We start from the raw sequence: 22,679 nt of genomic DNA, 5'->3' as shown, positions 1-22,679 counted from the left end.
GCATGAGCACCAACGAAGAAGCTTTGCCGGACACCGCAATTGCGGTGGTCGGCATGGCCGGCAGATTCCCCGGCGCCAACAGCGTGTCGGCGTTCTGGGACAACCTTGCGCGCGGCGAAGAATCGATCACCACACTCTCCGAGGACGAGCTGCGAGCGGCCGGGGTCGGCGACGAGGTGCTGGCGAACCCGGCATATGTGCGGCGCGCACCGATCGTCGACGGCATCGAGGAATTCGACGCCGAATTCTTCGGCTTCCCCCCGCAATTCGCTCGGATGCTGGATCCCCAGCACCGGTTGTTCCTGCAATGCGCATGGCATGCCTTCGAAGACGCCGGCTGTGACCCCGCGCTGTTCGACGGCTCCATCGGCGTCTACGGGACCTGCTCCCCCAGCGGTTACCTGCTGCACAACCTGTCGTCACACCATGGCCAAAACGCCTTCATGGGAACGGGACTCAACTTCGAGCAATTCAATTTGTTCCTGCAGAACGACAAGGACTTCCTGGCGACGCGGGTATCCCACCAGTTCAACCTCCGCGGCCCGAGCCTGACCGTGCAGACCGCGTGCTCGTCGTCGTTGGTCGCGGTACACCTGGCCTGCCAGAGCCTGCTGTCCGGCGAGTGCGACATGGCGCTGGCCGGCGGGGTGTCGCTGTCGGTACCGCATCATGTCGGTTACTGGAACTCGCCTGGATCGATGATGTCGGCCGTCGGTCACTGCCGGCCCTTCGACGTGCGCGCCGACGGCACGGTGTTCGGCAGCGGTGTCGCGATGGTGGCCCTCAAACCGCTGCAGGCCGCTCTGGACGCCGGCGACCGCATTCACGCCGTGATCCGCGGATCGGCGATCAACAACGACGGATCCATGAAAATGGGCTACGCGGCCCCGAATCCGGCCGCCCAGGCCGACGTCATCGCCGAAGCCCACGCGGTCGCCGGCATCGACGCCTCGACGGTGAGCTATGTCGAGACGCACGGGACCGGCACGCCGCTGGGTGATCCGATCGAAGTCCAGGGGTTGCGCAACGCGTTCGCCGTATCCGACACACCCCGGCCCGGACCGTGTGTCCTCGGATCGGTCAAGTCGAACATCGGTCACCTCGAGGTGGCCGCCGGTGTGGTGGGTCTCATCAAAACCATTATGTGCCTGAAGAACAAGGCGATTCCCGCGACGTTGCACTACACCAGCCCCAACCCGGAGCTGCGTCTCGACGAGACTCCGTTCACCGTGCAAAGCAAGTACGGCCCCTGGGAGTGGGATGGAGTGCGCCGGGCCGGAGTCAGCTCGTTCGGGGTGGGCGGTACCAACGTGCACGTCGTGGTGGAGGAGGCGCCAGCGGCTCCCGCACAGACTGGGTCCGCCGGTCCCCAGGTGCTGCTGCTCTCGGCACGAACCACGGCGGCACTCGAAGAATCGCGGACCACACTGGCCGCCGCGCTGGCCGCCCCGGATGGCCCGGACCTGTCTGACGTCGCATTCACCCTCGCCGGGCGCCGCAAGCACGCCATCACCATGGCGGCCGTGGTCCACGACCGCGAGCACGCGGCCACGGTGTTGCGGGCGTCCGAGCACGACAACGTCTTCGTCGGGGAATCCATCGGCGAGAGCGTCGAGAGCTCGAAGCACGTCGTTTTCATGTTCCCGGGGCAGGGCGCTCAGCACGTCGGGATGGCCCGGGGGCTTTATGACACCGAGCCCGTCTTCGCCGAACACTTCGACGCCTGTGTCGCGGGCTTTCGCAACGAGATGGGTATCGACCTGCACGCGGAGATATTCGGCGACGCCACAACGGATTTGGAACGCATCGACCGTTCGCAGCCGGCGCTGTTCACGGTCGAATACGCGTTGGCGCGCCTCGTCGAAACGTACGGCGTGCGCGCCGGGGCGTACATCGGCTACAGCACCGGCGAATACATCGCGGCCACCCTGGCCGGGGTGTTCGACCTCGAGACGGCGATCAAGCTGGTGGCCCTGCGTGCCCGCCTGATGCATGAGTCCCCGCCGGGCTCCATGGTGGCCGTGGCGCTGGGTCCCGACGACATCGCCGAGTACCTCACCCCCGGCGTCGAGTTGTCCGCGGTCAACGACCCGGGCAACTGCGTCGTCGCGGGCCCTAACGACGCGATCCGCGCGTTCACCCAACGGCTCCGCGAGGCCGGCATCACCGCGCGGCGAGTGCGCGCCACGCATGCATTCCATTCCAGCGCAATGGATGCCATGGCGGCGGAGTTCGGTCAGTTCCTGTCCGGCGTCAAGCTCGGCCTGCCGAACACCCCCCTGCTGTCCAACCTCACCGGAACCTGGATGACGGATGAACAGATCACCGATCCGGCCAGCTGGGCGCGCCAAATCAGTTCCACGATCCGCTTCGCCGACGAACTCGACGTGCTGCTCAGCGATCCGGACCGCATCCTGGTCGAGGTGGGCCCCGGCGGCAGCCTGACGGGTTCGGCGATGCGGCACCCGAAGTGGTCGGGCGGGCACCGCGCGGTTCGGCTGATGCGGCACCCGATTCAGAACGTCGACGACCGGGACACCTTCCTGCTCGGCCTCGGCCAACTGTGGTCGGCGGGCGTGCCGGTCGACTGGACACCGGCGACGGGGCCCAAGCAGCACATCATCTCCGTGCCCGGTTACCCCTTTGCGCACGAACGGCATTGGGTTGACCCCAAGCCGGTCAGCTGGGCCGAGCGGGTCGCCGACGAACACGTGGTGGCGGGTGGGCCCACCAACGGCGCAGCCGTCCACCCCGATGTCTCAGTCAACGGGCAGTCGCACACCGAGGCGGTGTTGCGGCAGATCTGGATGCAGTGCCTGGGTCTGAATTCCATCGGGCGCACCGACAACTTCTTCGACCTCGGTGGTGATTCCCTGATCGCGATCGGCATCGCGACCAACGCCAGCAACGCGGGTCTGGACGTCAGCCCGCAGGACCTCTACGGAAACCCGACGCTGGGAACCCTGGCGGCGCACGTCGATGCGAAGTACGCGGCCGGCGGTTTGGCGAAACCTGCTGAGGCCAGCGCGCATCCGACCATTCCGCCGAATGTCGCGCACTTCCTCGAGCAGGGCGTGCAGGAGGCGGGACGCTGGCGGGTACCGCTGATCCTGCGCCTCGACTCGAGCGTCAGGGTTGACGATGTCGGGTCGGTGCTCACCGCCCTGACCAACCACCACGACGCGTTGCGCCTGCAACTCGTCGACCGCTCCGGAGCGTGGGAGCAGCACATCGCTGCACCAGCCGAATTCGGGGCGCTGTCCACGCGTTCGCTTCCGGATAGCGTGGCATCGGACACCGAGGCGCAACGGGCAGCGGTGCTCGACATCGCCGCCGAGCTGACTGCCCAGGGTGATCTGAGGGCGCCGTTGACCGCCGTCTACGTCTCGGGTCCCCGAGGTGCGTGCTACTTGGTGCTGTCGCTGCACGAGATCGTCGCCGACACCACATCGCGGGAAATCCTGATCGCCGACATCTTCAGCGCATTCACCCAACGCCTCGCGGGCGAGGACATCTCGCTGCCGCCGAACACCACCTCGTGGCGGGAATGGTCGCTGCGTTCGGCGGCTCTCGCGACACACCCGGCGGTGCTCGACACCCGCGACTTCTGGCTTCAGAGCTCGAACATGGCCACGCTGCGGCCGGCGAACGCGGAGGTCACCGGGCCGCCGCACGGCGACGACCTGAAGAAGGTGCCGTCGACGCTGACCGTCGAGCAGACGTCGGAGGTCGACGACGCGCGCCGGGTGCTCGGCTGGTCGGTCGAGGAGATCCTGCTCGCCGCGCTGAGTCACACGATCGCCGGGACAATCGGCTCCGGTGTGCTCGCCGTCGACCTGGAAGGGCCGGGCCGCTCGGTGCTACGGCCGGATGTCGACCTGCGCAGAACCATCGGGCAGTTCACCACGATCTACCCGATCGCGCTTGGGTGTGCCACCGACACTCCGGCGACTGAACTGCTGGAAGCCGTGCGCGACACGGTCAAATCCGTTCCGCACTACGGCATCGGCTACGGGCTGCTGCGGCACCTCTATGCGCCTACCGCGCGGCTGCTTTCGGCCGCGGGCTCGGCGGACGTGCACTTCCGATACGCCGGCGCGATCCCCCAGCTGCCGGCCATCGACGCGGCGGTGCAATTCGACTCCGACGCGGCGATGCCGGTGCGCGACACGATTCCGGGCCTCGGTCACGCCATCGAGTTCCGGGTGTACCGGCACTCCGGGATGCTGCATCTCGATTGGTGGTATGACGCTCGCCGGGTGCAGAGCACGCAAGCCGAAGCGCTGGCACAGCGTTTCCCGATCGCGCTGCGCGAGTTGATCGCCGACGCCGTCACCGCGGTCCCCGACGACGCCGCCGCGGGTTCGCAACCCGTGGAACTGGCCCTGGTGGACCTGTCGGCGCTCGACGCGGGTTGAGGTGAACTTCAGTGGTTAACGCGCACAAGGACTTTGAGAAGGCCGTTATCGTCGACAAGGTTCGCAAAACCTTCGGCGAGTTTGTGGCCCTGCACGAGGTCAGCTTTGAAGTCGGTCGCGGTGAGGTGCTCGGCTTGCTCGGTCCGAACGGAGCGGGCAAGACCACGCTGGTGGACATCCTGTCGACGCTGAGCCGGCCGGACAGCGGCCGCGCGGTGGTCGCGGGCTGCGACGTCGTTTCCGAGCCGGCCGGAGTGCGCCGCTCGATCATGCTCACCGGTCAGCAGGTGGCGATCGACGACATGCTCAGCGGCACCGAAAACCTGGTGATGTTCGGTCAGCTGTTCGGCTTGCGGAAGTCCGCGGCCCACGCCCGCGCCAAGGAACTCATCGACGAATTCGATTTGGCCTACGCCGCCGACCGGCGAGTGAAGACCTACTCGGGCGGGATGCGCCGGCGCATCGATATCGCCTGCGGTTTGGTGGTCCGGCCCCAGGTGGTCTTCCTGGACGAACCCACCACCGGGCTGGATCCGCGCAGCAGACAAAGCATTTGGGACCTGGTCAGCAAGTTCAAGGGTCTCGGCATCGCTACCCTGCTCACCACGCAGTATCTCGAGGAAGCCGACGCGCTGGCCGACCGGATCGTGGTGATCGACCACGGACGCGTCATCGCCGAGGGAACCGCCGATCAGCTCAAGGAGCGCACCGGCGGCAGCTACTGCGAGATCGTGCCGCGCAATCTCAAGGATCTGGTCGCGATCGCGGACACGCTCGGCTCGCTGGTGCCCGAGAAGATCAGGGCGGCTTTGACACCCGAATCGGATCGCATCGCGATACCGGCGCCCGATGGCGCCAACACGCTGATCGAGGCGGTGGGTCGACTGGCCGCGGCCAACATCGACGTCGCCGACGTCGCGCTGCGGCGCCCGTCACTCGACGACGTATTCCTCGCGTTGACAGACGAATCCCCCAGGCAGCGCACTCCCGTTGCGACACAGGCCGCCGGGTGACCGCCGCGACCACCACCGAGCGCCACCTCTCACCGCTCGCGCAATGGTGGGTACTGACCAAGCGCTTCATCGCGCCGACCCTGCGCAACGGTGAGCTCGTCGTGACGATCGCGTCCTCGGTGGTCTTCACGGCCGGCTTCTACATCCCGTTACATCAGGTGATGGGGACGGCCACCAAAACCCTGTGCAGCAGCTACGCGCAATACGTGATGCCGTTGATCGCCTTGCAGGCCATCACATTCGCCGCGATGTCGACGGCCTTTCGGGCGGCAACGGATTCGGTGAAGGGCATCAATCGCCGATTCAGATCCATGCCGATGTCTCCGTTCGCACCGGTGGGTGCCCGTATCTCCGCCGCGGTGTACCGGTGCACGATTTCGGTGGCCGTGGCAGTGGTCTGCGGCTACGTGATCGGATTCCGGTTCCACCAGTCGGTGGTGTACACCGTCGCGTTCGTCCTGTTGGTCGTCGCGATCGGGTCGGTGCTGTCATTCGGCGCGGACCTGATCGGCACCGGCAGCCGCAATCCGGAGGCCATGACGCCGCTGCTGATCCTGCCGCCGTTGATCTTCGGGCTGCTGTCCACCGGAGTTCAACCGGCCCAACAGTTTCCGCACTGGATTCAGCCCATTGTGCGCAACCAGCCGGTGTCGCAGTTCGTGACCGCGTTGCGCGCCCTGGCCGGTGATGCGGCCCCGTACGGCACGCCGGTGAGCTGGGCGGTGCTGGCGCCGACGCTGGCCTGGCTGGCCGGCCTGACCGCGTTCCTGATACCGACGTCGGTGATCGTTTTGTCGAGGCGGGCGAAATGACATTGGTACACGAGCGCGCCACCGGTTTGGCTGGGCACCACGCGCAGTACCACGAGAATTCGCTGCGGGCGCTGGTGTCGCAAACCCGGGTCCAGACCCGGCGGATCCTGCTGGGGTGGGCACGCGACATCACCGCGGTGATCGAGGCGCTGGTGTTGCCGGTGCTTTTCCTGCTGACCTTGAACATCATTCTGGGCAACGTCATTTCACAGGTCAGCGGTCACAGCGCGCTGTACGGCACGGTCCCGCTGAACGCGCTCGCCGCCACGATCAATGGTGCCGTCGTAGGGGCGATCGGCCTGATCGGCGAACGCAACAACGGCCTGCTGCGCCGGCTCTGGGTGGTGCCGGTGCACCGCGGGTCGGGTGTGCTCTCGCGGATCGTCGCCGAAACAGTCCGGATCATGATCACGACGCTGGTTGTGCTGGCGGTGGGCATGATTCTCGGATTCCGGTTCCACCAGGGCATTCTCGCGACCCTGACCTGGTTCGTCGTTCCGCTGATCTTCGGGCTGGCCTTCGCGACCCTGATCACGATGGTTGCGCTGTACACGGCCAACAATTTTCTGCTCGAGACGGTGACGCTGGGACACATCCTCGCGGTCGTGTTCTCCACCGGGTTCCTGCCGGTGGACCAATTTCCCAAGTGGATACAGCCGGTCGTCGCGCACCAGCCGATGAGCTACGCGATCGAAGCGATGCGCGGATTGTCGATGGGCGGCCCGGTGCGGTGGCCGATGATCGCCACACTGCTGTGGGCCGGCGGCATCGCCGTCGTGTGTGTCGTGCCAACGCTTTTGGGCTATCGACGGGCCAGCACATGCTGAACAAGGGGGTATGAGGAGTGTTTCCCGGATCCGTGATCCGAAAGTTGACGCGCAGCGAAGAAGTGTTCGCGGTCAACGAGACCTATTTCGCGTTCACCGCGCATGTCAACGGTCCCGTCGACCTCGACGCGATGTCGGACGCCTTCGACGCGCTGCTGGAATCCCACCCGGTCTTCACCGGCCGGCTGGAGAGGGCCGACGACGGTCGCTACCAGATCATCGCCGAAGACCTGATGCACCCGGGCATCTGGGTAGTCGACGACGACGCCGATGCCGCGTCGAAAACCGCGGGCATGCATCTGGATCAGAACCAAACCCTGCTCAATCTGCGGTTGCAGCGCAGCGGCGGACGCACCGCGATCACGCTCTACACCCACCACAGCCTGGCCGACGCCCACCACGCGTTCGGTCTCATCGAAGAACTCTTCTCGCTCTACACCGATGTGGTCACCACCGGCGCCCCGGCCCCGATAATTCCGCAGCCCGCACCCGAAGCGCTGGAGCTGTTGCTCGAACAGCGTGGTGTGACCAAGCAACAGCGGTCCGGGCTGGAAAAGCTGTTCAAGGCGCTATTCGCCTACGACCTGCCGGCCCAGGAGAAGCCGCCCGAGATGGCGGATCCCGATTCAATCCAACCGATTCCGATCGCCCGGATCCGGTTCACCGAGGAAGAGACCGCCGAACTGGTGGAGTTCGGTCTGGCCAATCAGCTCAGCCTCAACTCCGTGGTAGCCGCCGCGATCCTGCTGGCCGAGTGGGAACTGCGGAAAACCCCGCACATTCCGATTCCCTACATCTATCCGGTTGATCTGCGCTATCTGCTGTCGCCCCCGGTGAGTCTCACCGGCAGCACGCTGCCGCTGGGGGTGGCGACCTACCTCGCGGAGATCAGGCCCGACACCGACCTTGTCGATTTGGCCCGCGGCATCGTGGATTCGTTCCGGACCGACCTGTCCGACGGCGTGATTCAGCAATCCGCGCTGCATTTCAACCTGCAATACCAGGGCACCCCGGCGGGACTGCCCCCGGTGGTGCTGGTCACGGACACCGGCACGATCCCTCCGCTGCGCACACCTGACGACATGGACCTGGACGACTTTCAGAGCGAACTTTGGTTCCCCACCCGCGCGCCCGTGGACCTGTACAGCTGCGGAAGTTTCGCGGGCCGGCTGTTTATCGAGCACCACGCCCACCTGCCGGGGCGGGAAAAGCCACTGGAGGCAATACATTCGCTGCTCTGTTCGCTGCTGACCGAAGAGGACAGCTGGGTCGTGGAGTAACCACGAACCAGCGCTGCGCGGCTTACGAGGCCGCCGGCTGACCCTCTTCTGCCGCCAGCGCCTCCGACAGGTGCAGCCCCAACGTACGCGCGGAGTTGAAGGTGGCGATGGTCTTCGGCGTGACGCGGATTCCGGTCTCGGCTTCTATGCGGGTTCGCAGTTCGAGGTTGCCCAGCGAGTCCAGGCCGTGCTCGGCGAACGGACGGTCGGGGTCGATCGCGCGGCGCAGAATCAAGCCGGTCTGATCCGCGATCAGGCGGCGCAGCCGCGCCGGCCACTCGCCGGGCGACAGCGTCCGCAATTCGGCACGCAGCGCGGAACTTTCGGCTCCATGCTGGTCCCCGGAGTCCTGGAAGGCTTCAGCGAACGGGCTGCGCGCAACCAGCGCGGCCAGCCACGGCGCACCCGTCGTCGGAACATAGCCGGTGTAGCCCCGGTCGTAACGCAACAACGTCTCGAACGCCTGCGCCCCCTCGTCCGGGGCGATCATCGTGGTGCGACCGCCGGCCGCCAGGAAGGTGGCACGGCCGATCTCGCCCCACGCCCCCCACGCGATCGTGTTCGCCGGAAGACCCTGGCTGCGGCGCCAGTGGGTGAACGCGTCCAGCCAGCTGGAGGCCGCGGCGTACGCGCCCTGACCGGCCGAGCCGAACAGCGCGGCCACCGATGAGAAGGAGCAGAACCAGTCCAGCGGCTGTCCGGCCGTCGCGTGATGCAAGTTCCACACGCCGTTGACCTTTGGAGCCCAGTCCTTGTCGATCAGCTCGTCAGTGATGTTGGCCAGGACGGCGTCCTCGACCACCGCGGCGGCATGCAGCACGCCGCGTAGCGGAAGGCCGGTCGCGGTGGCCGCGGCCACCACCTGGGCGGCGGTGTCGGCCTCGGCGATGTTGCCGCTCTCCACGACGACGTCGGTCCCGTTCGCGCGGAGTCGCTCGATTGCCTGACGCGCCTTCGGAGTGGGGGCCGAGCGCGCGGTCAGCACGATCCGTCCGCAACCCGCCTTGGCCATCTGGCCGGCCAGGAACAGTCCGAGGCCGCCCAGGCCGCCGGTGACGATGTAGGAGCCGTCCTTGCGGAAGACCGGGGCCTGCTCCGGCGGCAGCACCGCGCGGGTCTGCCCGGTGCGCGGCACGGTGAGCACCAATTTGCCGGTGTGCTCGGCACCGCTCATCACCCGGATCGCCGTAGCCGCCTGCGACAGCGGGTATTCGGTGCACGCCGGCGCCGGCAGGTCGCCATCGGCGATCCGCTGGTACAGCGTGCGCAGCAGCTCCTGGACGCGGCGCGGGTGGGTGTGCGTGAGCAGCGCCAAGTCAACGGCGTAGAAGGTGAGGTTGCGACGGAACGGGAACAGCCCCAGCCTTGTGTCGGCGTAGATGTCGCGCTTGCCGATCTCGACGAACCGCCCGCCGTAGGCCAGCAGCTCGATTCCGGCATGCTGCGCCGCACCGGTCAGGGAGTTGAGCACGATGTCGACGCCATAGCCGTCGGTGTCGCGGCGGATCTCATCGGCGAACGCGGTGCTACGCGAGTCGTAGACATGTTCAATGCCCATGTCCCGCAACAGCTCTCGCCGCTCCGGGCTGCCCGCGGTGGCGAAGATCTGCGCGCCAACCATCTTCGCGATCGCGATCGCGGCCTGACCGACGCCGCCGGTACCGGAGTGGATCAGCACCTTGTCCTCGGCCGAAATTCGGGCCAGTTCGTACAGCCCGTACCACGCGGTACCGTATGCGGTTGCCGCCGCGGCGGCCTGGACCGTGGTCACGGCCGACGGCAGCGCGGCGACGAGCCGGGCATCGCACGTGACGAACGTGCCCCAGCTGCCGTTGGCGAATCCGGAGAAGCCGCCCACCCGGTCGCCGACCATCAGGTCTGTGACGCCGTCGCCGACTCGGGTCACCACACCACCCAGGTCGAATCCCAACTGGTGTGGCTCGCCTTCCAAGTCGGGGTAACGGCCCAGGGCCGCAAGGACTTCGGCGAAGTTGACACTGGACGCGTCGACCGCGATCTCAACCTGGCCCGACTCCGGGGTCTTGCGGTCGAAGGCGACGAACTCCATCGTCTGCAGATCGCCGGGGTGGCGGACCACCGCACGCATCTGGTCGGATTCGTGGTTGACGATGGTGGTTCGGCGTTCGTCGGCACCCAGCGGCGTGCAGCGCAGCCGTGCCGTGTACCAATGGCCGCCACGCCAGGCGGTCTCGTCCTCGGGTGAGCCGGACAGCAGCTCCTGGGCCACCAGTTCGACCTCTTGGTCTAGCGAGCCGTCGTCCTGCAGATCGATCTGGGTGGTTCGCAGCTGCGGGTTCTCCGCGCCGACCACTCGCAGCAGGCCACGCAACCCGGCCTGCACCAGGTTGGGGTCGTCGTCGTCCAAGACGATCTGGGCCCGCCGGGTCAGCACGAACAGCCGCGGCGGCTCGGCCGACAGTTCGGGCAACTCGCGGATCATGCGAACCACATGACGCACTTGCTCACGGCCCGCCAGCAGACCCTGCTCGTCGGGCTGGCCGGCCGGCGGCGGGCACACGATCACCACGCCCTCAAGACCGCCACGCACCGCGGCGGACAACGCGGCGGTGTTGGCCGAGTGGTCGGCCTGCTCCGTCCAGTTCAGGGTGGTGGGTTGTGCACCAAGGGATTTCAGCGCATCGGTGAGCCTCGACTCCAGCAGGTCGGCCTCGGCGGTGTTGATCAACAACCAGCTTCCCACCGCGCGCTCGGGCACCGCCGGCAGCGTCTGCTGCTGCCACTCGACGGTCAGCAGCCGCTCGGCCATCAGGTGGTCGGTGCCGCCGCCACTGGCCGCCATGCGCAGGCCTTGCACGGCCAGTAGTACCGCGCCCGTCTCGTCCAGCAGATCCAGATCGACCTCAAGCGCCGACTCACTCGCCGAGACGATGCGCAGCTGGCAGTAGCGGGTACCGCGCATCGGGGCATACCGGCGCAGCCGTGCCACACTCAGCGGCAACAACAGACCGACTTGTGAAGCATCCTTGATGGCCGGGTGCGCCAGCACCGCCTGGAAGCAGGCATCCAGCAACGCGGGATGAACGCCGTAACCGCCCTGTTGCGTCCGGACGGCCCTTGGCAACTCGACCTCTACGACAACGCTGCGGCTCTTGCCTTCCGCGTTGTGTGCCGCCACCAAACCGGTGAAGGCCGGGCCGTAATCGACACCTCGTTCGGCGAACACACGTCGCACCGCGGCGCCGTCCGTCCGCTGCGGGTGCGTGGCCAGCAGGGCAGCGATGTCGCGCCGCTGTGGTTGTTCGTCCTCGGGGACGGCATGCAGCACCGCGGTCGCCCGCCGGGTGCGTTCCCCGTCGCGATCGGTCTCGACGACGAACTCGGCGACTCCGGCGTCGCGCACCGAAGCCACGGCGCTCACCGGGGTTTCGTCGTCCATCAGCAGCATCTGCTCGAATCGGACATCACGCACCTCGGCGTCGGGTCCGAGCATCTCGGCGGCAGACGCCAGCGCCATCTCGCAGAAGCCGGCCCCCGGGAAGACCGCGACACCGTTCACCTGGTGATCCGCCAGCCACGGCAATGCCGCGGTGCCGATCTCGCCTTGCCAGGCATGGCGTTCGGGTTCTTCCGGCAATCGGACGTGTGCGCCCAGCAGCGGGTGCACCGTGATCGCGGACCGATCCCGGGCCGCCGAGCCGCTGGATTCGACGAGCAGCCGCTGGCGAGTCCAGGTCGGCAGCGGGGCGTCGACCAGGCGCCCGCCCGGATACAGCACGGAGAAATCGATTGCGGCGCCGGCACTGTAGAGATCCGCCAGGAAGCCGAGCAGTCCGCGCGGCATCGGCTGCTCGCGCCGCATGCCGGCCAGGGCCGCCACGGTGATGTCGGCGGCGCCGGCGGTTTGTTCGACCGCGCGGGTCAGCAGCGGGTGCGGCGAGGGTTCGCCGAACACCCGGTGACCGTCGTCCAGGGCGGCTTGCACCGCGGCCGCGAACTTCACCGACTGCCGCAGGTTGTTCACCCAGTAGCCGGCGTCGAAAGCCGGCTGGGCACGCGGATCATCCAGCGTCGCAGTGTAATACGGCACGCTAGGCACCGATGGCGCCAGGTCTGCGAGCTGGTCGGCCAAGTCGGCGAGAATCGGGTCGACCGCAGAAGTGTGCGACGCGACGTCCACCGCCACCTCGCGGGCCATCACCTCGCGGGCTTCCCATTCCGCGACCAGATCCCGCACCGGCTGGCCGGCTCCGCCGATCACGGTCGAGTTCGGCGAGGCGATCACCGACACCACGACGTCGCTGATGCCACGGGCGGCCAATTCATCCCGCACTTGCTGCGCGGGCAGCTCCACCGAAGCCATCGCTCCCGCACCCGCGACCCGCGACATCAACCCGGAGCGCCGGCAGATCACCTTGACGCCGTCTTCCAGCGACAGCGCGCCGGCGACGACGGCCGCCGCGATCTCGCCCATCGAATGCCCGATGACCGCGCCGGGCTGCACGCCGTAGGCCTTCATGGCGGCGGCCATCGCGACCTGGAAGGTGAACAGGGTGGGCTGCACCCGCCCGATACCGGTCACCGTCTCGGGCGCCGACATCGCCTCGGTGACCGAAAACCCGGACTCCGCCGCGATCAACGGCTCTGCTTGCGCGACGGTTGCGGCGAACGCCGGCTCGTTGGCCAGCAACTCCGCGCCCATCGCCGCCCACTGCGAGCCCTGACCGGAGAAGATCCACACCGGGCCGCGGTCGTCGTGACCCGCCGCCGGCGGGTAAGGCGTTTCACCGTCCGCGATTTCGCGCAGTCCCGCGGCCAGCTCGTCGAGGTTGTCGGCGGCCACCGCGGTGCGCACGGTCCGGTGCCCACGCCGGCGCGCCAAGGTATAAGCGAGATCGGGGGCGGCCAGACCCGCTTTGTTGGCGTCCAGCCAGTCGCCCAGTCGTCGCGCGGTGCGGCGCAGCTCGTCGGCAGACGTCGAGGACACCGTAAACAACAGCGGCCCGGCCTCGCGGTTCTCCGTTGTGCCGGTTGGCGTCTCGGGTGCCTGTTCGAGAACGGCGTGCACGTTGGTGCCCGACATTCCGAACGACGTCACCCCGGCCCGTCTTGGCACGTCACCCTGACCGTCGCCCTTGTCGGGCCACGGTGTGACCTCTTGTGGCACAAACAATCCGGTGTCGATCTGCTTGAGCTCGTCGGGCAACCGGGTGAAATGCGCCATCGGCGGCACCACCCCGTGCCGCAATCCGAGTACGGCCTTGACCAACCCGACCGCACCGGCGGCCGCCTCGGTGTGCCCCACATTGGCCTTGGCCGATCCCAGTGCGACGCGGTTGCCGGCGGCACCGTAAACCTCGGTGAGGCTGGTGAATTCGAGTGGGTCACCCTTCGGGGTTCCGGTGCCGTGCGCTTCCACCATGCCGACGGTCTTCGGGTCCACTCCGGCGCAGTCCAACGCCGCCCGGTAGACGGCGGCCTGGGCGTCCGACGACGGCGTCGTGATCGTCTCGGAACGCCCGTCCTGATTGGCTGCCGTGCCGCGCACGACCGCCAGGATCCGGTCGCCGTCGCGCTGCGCGTCGGCCAGGCGCTTGAGCATCACCACCGCGCAACCGTCGGAACGGACAAACCCGTCAGCGGCGACGTCGAACGTGTGGCAGCGGCCGGTGGGCGAGAGCATGCCCTGCCCCGACGCCGAAGTCGACACCCGCGGGTCCAGCACCAGCATCGCGCCACCGGCCAGGGCGAGATCGCTCTCGCCGCTGCCCAGGCTCTGGCACGCCATGTGCACGGCGAGCAGACCCGACGAGCACGAGGTGTCCATCGTGATGGCCGGGCCCTGCAGCCCCAGCCCGTAGGCGATTCGTCCCGACGCCATGCTGAACGGAGTGCAGGTGTAGCCGTAGGCGTCGCCCAGCACTCCGGCGTCGCCGGTCATCAGGGTGTAGTCCTGCTGGCACAGCCCCACGAACACTCCGGTGCGAGAGCCGCTCAACGAGGCCGGCACGATGCCGGCATGCTCGATCGCTTCCCAGGACGTCTCCAGCAGCAGCCGGTGCTGCGGGTCGATGGCGGTCGCTTCGCGTTCCCCGAAACCGAAGAAGGCGGCGTCGAAACCGCCGACGTCGTCGATGAATCCGCCCCACCGCGACACCGACCGATCCTGGACGCCGCGTTCGGGGTCGTAGTGGTCCTCGACATCCCACCGGTCGGGCGGGATCTCGGTCACCAAGTCGTCGCCACGGAGCAGCGCTTGCCAAAACGCGTCAGGTGAGTCGATGCCGCCGGGAAGCCGGCAGCCCATCCCGATCACCGCAATGGGAGTGACACGCGACTGCATCGCCGTCCATACCTCGTCTCAGTTCATCCGGCGATGCCTCCCCAAGCACCACCAGAATGTCGATACGCGCAACGGAACCCCCGTAGCAGCGCTCGCAGAACCACTAATCCGGGTATCGACACGGAAATATACGAACCGCCCAAGCTTAAACGCCCGGCTCACCCGCGGCGTGGGAATGGGTGAATTGCCTGTTCACAGGCTTGGCCGAGGCGCTGATCAGGCAATTTAGCGCCCATCTGGATGGCGTTCGAGCTGATGTGCGAGCCGCGCGCCACCGCAGCCGATGCGCGATAATCACCGCATCACGCAACCCCTGGGGAGGCCCCAGTGACAGGCAAAGCGCTAGCGGCCCTCGGTCATGCTTTGGCGTTGGCGGGGTCGATGACGTGGGAGATCACCTGGGCGTTGATCCTGGGCTTCATCTTGTCGGCGGTGGTACAGGCGGTGGTGCGTCGCTCGACGATCGTGAGCCTGATGGGCGACGACCGGCCGCGCACCCTGGCGGTGGCGGCCGGGCTGGGCGCGGCGTCGTCGTCGTGCTCATATGCCGCGGTGGCGTTGGCGCGGTCGCTGTTCCGCAAGGGGGCCGACTTCACCGCCGCGATGGCGTTCGAGATCGGCTCCACCAATCTCGTGGTGGAGCTGGGCATCATCCTGGCCCTGTTGATGGGCTGGCAGTTCACCGCCGCGGAGTTCGTCGGCGGCCCGATCATGATCGTGGTGTTGGCCGTTCTGTTCCGGCTGTTCGTGCGCTCCCGCCTCGTCGACGCCGCCCGCGAGCAGGCCGAGCGGGGAATCGCCGGCTCGATGGAAGGCCACGCCGCCATGGACATGTCGATCCAACGGGACGGGTCGTTTTGGCAGCGGGTGTTCTCCGCCGAGGGCTTTACCTCCGTGTCGCACGTGTTCGTGATGGAATGGTTGGCGATACTGCGCGACCTCGTTATCGGCTTGCTGATCGCGGGCGCCATCGCGGCGTGGGTTCCCGAAACCTTTTGGCAGAGCTTCTTTTTGACTGATCATCCGGACCTGGCGACGCTGTGGGGACCGATCGTCGGCCCCATCGTGGCGATCGTGTCCTTCGTCTGCTCGATCGGCAATGTGCCACTGGCAGCGGTGCTTTGGAACGGCGGTATCAGCTTCGGCGGCGTCATCGCCTTCATCTTCGCCGACCTGATCATCCTGCCGATCCTGAACATCTACCGCAAGTACTACGGCACCAAGATGATGCTGACTATCCTCGGCACCTTCTACCTCGCCATGGTCGCGGCCGGATACCTGGTCGAATTGATCTTCGGAACAACCAATCTCATTCCGCGCCAGCGCAACGCCACGGTCATGGAGGCGGCGATCTCCTGGAACTACACCACCTGGCTCAACATCATCTTCCTGCTGATCACGGCAGCGCTGGTCGTCCGTTTCATCACCTCGGGCGGAATGCCGATGGTGCGGATGATGGGCGGCTCTCCCGACCCTGCGCCCGATCAGCAGCACCACCACTAGTCCGCCATGAATTCCCCTGCCACCGAACAATTTCTGTTAGGTTAGCCCGATGACGTCCGACGTCACCGGCGACCGCAACCCTCGGGTCCTGCTCCTCTACTACACGTTCACGGGGCAGGCACTGCGGGTGCTCGAGGCCGCGGGCGAAGTGTTCAGCGAGCGCGGCTTCGACGTCCACAAAGCCCGGATCGAGTTCACCGACCACCGCTACGCCGAGCGGTTCTCCCGCTTCCCGTTGCGTCACGCGATGCTCGATCTGCTCAGCATGCTTCCCGCCCAGGCGCGCCGCGCCGCCGGGGAGATCGCGACCCCGGACGAGGTGCGAAACGGCGCGTACGACCTGGTCTGCATCGGATCGTCGACCTGGTGGTTCACCATGAACATGCCGATGCGCACCTTCTTGAGGTCCGCGGAGGCGGGCAAGCTGCTCGCCGATACCCCCTTCGCCGCGTTCTGCGTGTGCCGCCGCTACTGGCGCGGCAATTTCCGGCTCGCGCGCAAGCTCGGGGAAAAGCGCGGCGGCCGGTATCTCGGCGGCATCCACTTCGAATACCTCGGCGGGCAGCTCGCCTCCGGGCTCTCGATGATCAGCTACCTGCGATCGGGCCGATACCGTGACCGGTACTTCGGCGTGCCGATTCCCGCGACCAACGTCCAGCCCTATCAGCTGGAACAGACCCGGCACTTCGCCGTCGAGCTGGCGGACCGCTTGACCAACCAACCCGCGCTGCGCTGAGCGCGGCGGGGTTCAGCTCAGCCGGACCGTGTTCATCGATACCCCGGCGGACGGTAACCGCGTCAGCAATGCGTCGCCCATCGCCGCGGCGGGGGTGAGCACGCCGCGCAAGTCGGAGAGCCGATCGCGATCGAACGCCAGCGCCAGAGCACACTGGGCGAGCAGGACCCCGGTGCCGCTGTACGCGTCAAGCTGTTGCGCGAAGGTCGCCAAGTACCGGGCACCGGACGTCGTGGTGGTGTACGTCTGGGCCGTGTAGTGGCCGCGTTCGCGCATCTTCTGGCCCGGTCCGGTGCCGGGCTTGGCGACGGCATGCAGCCAGCGCTGCGGTATTCGCCGGAAGTGCCTGGCGCCCAACGCAAAAGCACCCGCCAGCGTCCCGGTCACCGCTGCGGCAGCCACCGGCGCCGCGAAGGATTTTCCCAAACTCATGGTCTCCGAGTAACGAAATCGCCTGCCGTAAGGCCAGTTCTGTAATGCGTTGCTGCGCCGAACCACTCGGGTGTTGTGCGGCGCCCACACCAAGCCGCCCACCCAGCAGCCGGCGAGTTCGGGCGCGATCCGGCTGCCCCGGTGCCATAGGAAGTCCCGCTGCCGGCCGAGATCGGGTTCGGCGCCCCGGTCGGGAGTCAGCGTGTACGGGTCGTCCATCTCTTGGCGGGCTTGCCGATCGCCGGACGCGGTGCGCATCGACTCGAATTCCGAGGCGACGGTGCCGCCGGATCCCCCACCCTGGAAGAAGGAGCGAAACACCAGGGTGGTGTCGCACAGTTCACCGGAGCCGTCGGTGAGTGCCCGGCGGTAGAGCTGGTAGACATTGAGATCCGAAGGGATCGAAGCGAATCCGCACGAGAAGACGATCCGGGCACCGGTGTCGACGGCCTGTTGGTGGTACCGATCGATGCTGGCCCGGACGAACATCACCTCACCGGTCAGGTCGGCGTAGTCCGTTCCGGCCCTGGCGCACGCCGCCACCACCGGTAAGCCGTACGTGGTGTACGGGCCCACCGTCGTCACGACCACCCGGGTGCGGGCCGCCATCGCCTGCACCGCCGCGGGCCGTGCCGCGTCGGCCACGATCAGCGGCCACTGTTGTGCTGCGGGCCCCAATGTTTCGCGCACGGCCAGCAGCCGCTCACGCGAGCGCCCGGCCAGCGCGATGCGGGCGTCGGTCGCCGCGCGCGCCAGGTATTGCGCCGTCAACCTGCCGGAATAACCCGTGGCACCGTAAACGACGATGTCGAACTCGCGCTCGGCAGAGCTCATCGGCCCTAGTCCCCCGCGACAGCCAACGGAGGGGGGTCACCGTTCACGGGAACGTCTCTCCCGCAATCGGCGGTTCACCGATTCCGGCAACAGCTCCGTGACATCGCCGCCCAGCATCGCGACCTCTTTTGCCAACGACGATGACACGAACGAGTACTGCGGCGCGGTGGCCACGAAAAATGTGTCCACATTGGCGACGTGCTTGTTCATCTGCGCCATCTGCAACTCGTATTCGAAATCGGTGCCGGTGCGCAGGCCCTTGACGATCGCGGTCATCCCGCGCGACGTGACGAAGTCCACCACCAGGCCTTGCCCGACCTCGACGCGCAGATTCGGCAGATGAGTCGTCGCCTCTTCGATCATCGCGATGCGCTCGTCGATGTCGAACATCCCCTTTTTGGCGGGGTTGGTCAGGATCGCGACGATCACCTCGTCGAACTGGGCCGAGGCGCGTTCGAAGACGTCGATGTGGCCCAACGTCACCGGGTCAAAGGAGCCCGGGCAAACGGCGCCGCTCATAAGCGACCAAGGTAGCAGGGCGCGTCAGCCAAATTCGGCCAGTTCCAAACGGGTGTCGCCGTAAACACGGTCCGGCCACCGGGTCCAGCCGTCCGGCCAGGTCAGCGGTGGGCCGGCGGCGGCGCGCTCGATCACCGCAACACTCGCCTCGCGCACCCAGCCGTGCATGCTCAGAGCTGCCAAGACGGCCTGGACCTCTGCGGTCTCGACGTCGTAGGGCGGGTCGGCCAGCACCAGATCCACCGGGGATCCGGCGCCACCCGCCAGCACCGCGGCCACCGCGCCCCGGCGCAACGTCGCACCGGGCAGACCCAGGGCTTCGATGTTGCGCGCGATGACGGCCGCGGTGCGCTGATCGGACTCGACGAACAGCGCGGAGGCCGCGCCTCTCGAGAGCGCTTCCAGACCCAGTGCACCCGAGCCGGCGTAGAGGTCCAGCACCGCCAGACCGGTCAGATCCAGCCGCGAGGCGACAATGTTGAAAAGCGACTCGCGCACCCGATCGGTGGTCGGCCGGGTTCCCCGGGACGGCACCGCGATGCGCCGCCCTCCGGCGACGCCGCCGATGATGCGGGTCAGCTCAGCACCACCAGCAGATCTCCGCCCTCGACCTGCGCAGTGCTCGACACCGCTACCCGCGCCACGGTTCCGTCTTTGGGAGCCGTGATCGGAGCTTCCATCTTCATCGCCTCGATGGTGGCGATCGTCGCGCCGGCGCTCACCCGATCGCCCTCGGCCACCGAAACCGTGACGACCCCGTCGAATGGCGCCGCGACGTGGTCGGGATTGCCTCGTTCGGCCTTCTCGGCGGTCGGTACCGTGCTGGCAATGCTGCGGTCGCGCACCAGCACCGGGCGGAGCTGACCGTTGATGATGCACATCACTGTGCGCATGCCACGCTCGTCGGGTTCGGAGATGGCCTCGAGCCCGATCAGCAGATCGACCCCGCGTTCCAGTGTGACCTGATGCTCATGGCCTTGGCGCAGACCGTAGAAGAATTGATTGGCCGACAGATGCGACGTATCGCCGTAGATGTCCCGGTGCTCCTCGAATTCCTTTGTCGGACCAGGGAATAGCAGCCGGTTGAGCGTGGCCTGACGTTTATGCCCGGTCAGCGCGAGGACGGCCTCGTCCTCTCCGCTGAGCTGCGGGACCGGCTTGGCGGGCGCGCGGCCGGCCAGCGCGGCGCTGCGCAGCGGCTCCGGCCAGCCACCGGCCGGATCGCCCAGCTCGCCACGCAGGAATCCCAGCACCGATTCCGGGATGTCGAATCGTGCCGGGTCGGCGGCGAATTCGTCAGCACTGGATCCGGCGCCCACCAGAGCCAGCGCCAGGTCGCCGACCACCTTCGACGACGGGGTGACCTTGATCAGCCTGCCCAGCACGCGGTCGGCACCGGCGTAGGCCTCCTCCACCTGTTCGAATCGATCCCCCAGCCCCAGCGCAATCGCTTGCTGCCGTAGGTTCGACAATTGGCCGCCCGGGATTTCGTGGTGGTAGACCCGGCCCGTCGGTCCAGGCAGCCCGGATTCGAAGGGAGCGTAGACCTTTCGCAGTGCCTCCCAGTACGGCTCGAGCGCGCAGACCGCCTGCAGCGACAGACCGGTGTCGTGTTCGGTGTTCGAGGCGGCGGCAACAATCGAACTCAGCGCGGGCTGGCTGGTGGTTCCCGCCAGCGGCGCGGCGGCCCCGTCGACGGCGTCGGCCCCCGCCTGCCAGGCGGCCAGGTAGCTGGCCAGCTGACCGCCCGGGGTGTCGTGGGTGTGCACGTGGATCGGCAGGTCGAAGCGACTGCGCAGCGAGCTGACCAGTTTGTGCGCGGCCTGCGGTCGCAACAGTCCGGCCATGTCCTTGATGGCCAGCACGTGCGCTCCGGCCTCCACGATCCGCTCGGCCAGGTTCAGGTAGTAGTCGAGCGTGTAGAGCTGCTCGCCCGGGTCGGACAGGTCTCCGGTGTAGCACATCGCGACTTCGGCTATCGCCGAACCTGTTTCGCGGACCGCGTCGATCGCCGGGCGCATGGAGTCCAGGTTGTTCAGCGCGTCGAAGATGCGGAAGATGTCGATGCCGGTCGCGGTCGCCTCGTCGACGAAGGCCGTCGTGACCAGTTCCGGATACGGCGTGTACCCCACGGTGTTTCGGCCCCGCAGCAGCATCTGCAGGCAGATGTTGGGCATCGCCTCGCGCAGCGTGGCCAGCCGCTCCCAGGGATCCTCCTTGAGGAAGCGCAGCGCCACGTCGTAAGTCGCACCGCCCCAGCACTCCACCGACAACAGCTGCGGCATCGTCCGGGCCAGGTAGGGCGCCACCATCATCAGCCCGCTGGTGCGTACCCGGGTCGCCAGCAGCGACTGGTGGGCGTCACGGAAGGTCGTGTCGGTCACGCCCACCGCAGGCGATTCGCGCAGCCAGCGCGCAAAGCCCTCCGGCCCCAACTCAACCAGCCGCTGCTTGGATCCGGCCGGCGGCGCCACCTCGAGATCGGTCGGGTCTATGAAGGGCAGCTTGTCGTGCGGGTACACCGTCGACGGGTGGGTGCCGTGCGGGTGGTTGACGGTGACGTCCGCCAGATAGTTGAGGATTTTGGTGCCGCGGTCGGCCGACGCTCGTGCGGTCAGCAACTGTGGCCGCTCGTCGATGAACGACGTGGTGATCCGGCCGGCCTGGAAGTCCGGGTCCTCCAGAACCGCTTGCAGGAACGGAATATTCGTCGAGACCCCGCGAATCCGGAACTCCGCGATCGCACGGCGGGCACGGGACACCGCCGTGTGGAAGTCGCGGCCCCGGCAGGTCAATTTGACCAGCATCGAATCGAAGTGGGCGCCGATCTCCGCACCGAGGTTGGTGCTGCCGTCCAGACGGATGCCGGCACCGCCAGGGCTGCGATACGTGCTGATCCGGCCGGTGTCGGGCCGGAACCCGTTGGCCGGATCTTCGGTCGTGATCCGGCACTGCAACGCGGCGCCGTGCGGACGGATGTTCTCCTGCCGTAGGCCCAGGTCGTCCAGCGTCTCGCCGGACGCGATACGCAGCTGGCTGGAGACCAGGTCGACGTCGGTGATCTCCTCGGTCACGGTGTGCTCCACCTGAATCCGCGGGTTCATCTCGATGAAGACGTAGTGGCCGCTCTCGTCCAGCAGAAACTCCACGGTGCCCGCACAGCTGTACCCGATGTGCCGGGCGAAAGTGATGGCGTCCGCGCAAATCTTGTCTCGCAGCTCCACGGAAAGGTTTGGCGCGGGCGCCAATTCGATGACCTTCTGGTGACGACGCTGTACGCTGCAGTCGCGCTCGTACAGATGGATCACGTTGCCGGCGTTGTCGGCCAGGATCTGCACCTCGATATGGCGCGGCCTGATCACCGCCTGCTCGAGATAGACGCCTGCGTCACCGAAAGCCGACTCGGCCTCACGGCTGGCCGCCTCGATCGCTTCGGGCAGCGCGGCGATGTCGGCGACGCGGCGCATGCCGCGTCCCCCGCCACCGGCAACGGCCTTGACGAACAACGGAAACCGCATCTCTTCGGCCTCGGACTCCACCACAGCCACCAGCTCGTCGACCGACGCCGACGGCGCCGAGGACGTGAGAACGGGCAGCCCGGCTTCGCGGGCGGCAGTGATTGCCCGCGCCTTATTTCCGGTCAGCTCAAGGATTTCGGCACTGGGGCCGACGAACGTGATGCCGGCGGCCGCACAGGCCGCGGCCAGGTCCGGGTTCTCCGACAAAAAGCCGTACCCGGGATAGACGGCGTCGGCGCCGGCCCGGCGGGCGGTTTCGACGATCTCGTCGAGGGACAGGTAGGCCCGCACGGGATGACCGACGTCGCCGATCTGATAGGACTCGTCGGCCTTGAGCCGGTGTTGCGAATTGCGGTCCTCGTAGGCGTAGACGGCCACCGTGCCGACACCGAGTTCGTAGGCCGCGCGGAATGCGCGTATCGCGATCTCGCCGCGATTGGCCACCAGCACCTTGGAGATCACCTT

The 22,679-nt window shown here is 67.3% G+C and carries 12 protein-coding genes; 7 read left to right on the top strand and 5 right to left on the bottom strand.

The genetic code is table 11. The features are described from left to right. Positions 1-2 precede the first annotated feature (2 nt). The 5 genes from ACZY0B_RS07305 to ACZY0B_RS07285 are packed head-to-tail and all read left to right on the top strand — an operon-like array spanning position 3 to position 8,350. Positions 3-4,418 carry a type I polyketide synthase gene (locus ACZY0B_RS07305; protein ID WP_463763363.1) on the top strand — a complete coding sequence of 1,472 codons (4,416 nt, stop codon included), beginning with the start codon at positions 3-5 and terminating at the stop codon, positions 4,416-4,418. 11 nt (positions 4,419-4,429) lie between these two features. After that, a complete protein-coding gene (locus tag ACZY0B_RS07300; protein ID WP_463763362.1) occupies positions 4,430-5,431 on the top strand; it encodes an ATP-binding cassette domain-containing protein in 1,002 nt (333 codons plus the stop codon). Further along, entirely contained in the window at positions 5,428-6,243 is an 816-nt protein-coding gene (locus ACZY0B_RS07295) for an ABC transporter permease (RefSeq protein WP_463763361.1), read from the top strand. Before ACZY0B_RS07300 ends, ACZY0B_RS07295 begins: the two co-directional genes overlap by 4 nt. Further along, positions 6,240-7,070: an ABC transporter permease gene (locus ACZY0B_RS07290; protein ID WP_463763360.1), complete on the top strand. Its 831-nt coding sequence runs from the start codon at positions 6,240-6,242 to the stop codon at positions 7,068-7,070. Before ACZY0B_RS07295 ends, ACZY0B_RS07290 begins: the two co-directional genes overlap by 4 nt. 17 nt (positions 7,071-7,087) lie before the next feature. Then, positions 7,088-8,350, top strand: coding sequence for a phthiocerol/phthiodiolone dimycocerosyl transferase family protein (locus ACZY0B_RS07285; protein WP_463763359.1), 1,263 nt, complete (start codon positions 7,088-7,090; stop codon positions 8,348-8,350). Between the two features lie 22 nt (positions 8,351-8,372). On the opposite strand, the gene pks2 is transcribed toward ACZY0B_RS07285, so the two are convergent. Then, the gene (gene pks2, locus ACZY0B_RS07280; RefSeq protein WP_463763357.1) at positions 8,373-14,672 is read right to left on the bottom strand and encodes a sulfolipid-1 biosynthesis phthioceranic/hydroxyphthioceranic acid synthase; all 6,300 of its coding nucleotides are present in this window, start codon (positions 14,670-14,672) and stop codon (positions 8,373-8,375) included. A 327-nt stretch (positions 14,673-14,999) separates the two neighbouring features. Here pks2 and ACZY0B_RS07275 point away from each other — a divergent pair, with 327 nt between their 5' ends. Next, positions 15,000-16,175 (top strand): permease, encoded by a 1,176-nt coding sequence (locus ACZY0B_RS07275; protein ID WP_463763356.1) that lies wholly within the window; start codon positions 15,000-15,002, stop codon positions 16,173-16,175. Positions 16,176-16,224: 49 nt separating this feature from the next. Next, a complete protein-coding gene (locus ACZY0B_RS07270; protein WP_463763355.1) occupies positions 16,225-16,911 on the top strand; it encodes a flavodoxin family protein in 687 nt (228 codons plus the stop codon). A 12-nt stretch (positions 16,912-16,923) separates the two neighbouring features. Here the strand turns inward: ACZY0B_RS07270 and ACZY0B_RS07265 are convergent, their stop codons facing one another. Genes ACZY0B_RS07265 through ACZY0B_RS07250 form a run of 4 tightly spaced genes read right to left on the bottom strand, consistent with a single transcriptional unit; the run spans position 16,924 to position 22,676 of the window. Next, positions 16,924-18,177 carry a saccharopine dehydrogenase family protein gene (locus ACZY0B_RS07265; RefSeq protein ID WP_463763354.1) on the bottom strand — a complete coding sequence of 418 codons (1,254 nt, stop codon included), beginning with the start codon at positions 18,175-18,177 and terminating at the stop codon, positions 16,924-16,926. Between the two features lie 36 nt (positions 18,178-18,213). After that, complete coding sequence (gene coaD / locus ACZY0B_RS07260; RefSeq protein WP_463763352.1) at positions 18,214-18,696, bottom strand: pantetheine-phosphate adenylyltransferase; 483 nt, start codon at positions 18,694-18,696, stop codon at positions 18,214-18,216. A gap of 24 nt (positions 18,697-18,720) precedes the next feature. Further along, positions 18,721-19,275 (bottom strand): 16S rRNA (guanine(966)-N(2))-methyltransferase RsmD, encoded by a 555-nt coding sequence (rsmD, locus tag ACZY0B_RS07255; protein ID WP_463763388.1) that lies wholly within the window; start codon positions 19,273-19,275, stop codon positions 18,721-18,723. Then, on the bottom strand, positions 19,272-22,676 hold the full coding sequence (locus ACZY0B_RS07250) for a pyruvate carboxylase (RefSeq protein ID WP_463763351.1): 3,405 nt from the start codon (positions 22,674-22,676) through the stop codon (positions 19,272-19,274). Before ACZY0B_RS07250 ends, rsmD begins: the two co-directional genes overlap by 4 nt. Positions 22,677-22,679: the final 3 nt, after the last annotated feature.

Source organism: Mycobacterium sp. IDUB_19 (assembly GCF_055419445.1).
Note: the sequence above shows the minus strand (reverse complement) of the source record. Positions and strands in the feature narration are given on the sequence as shown.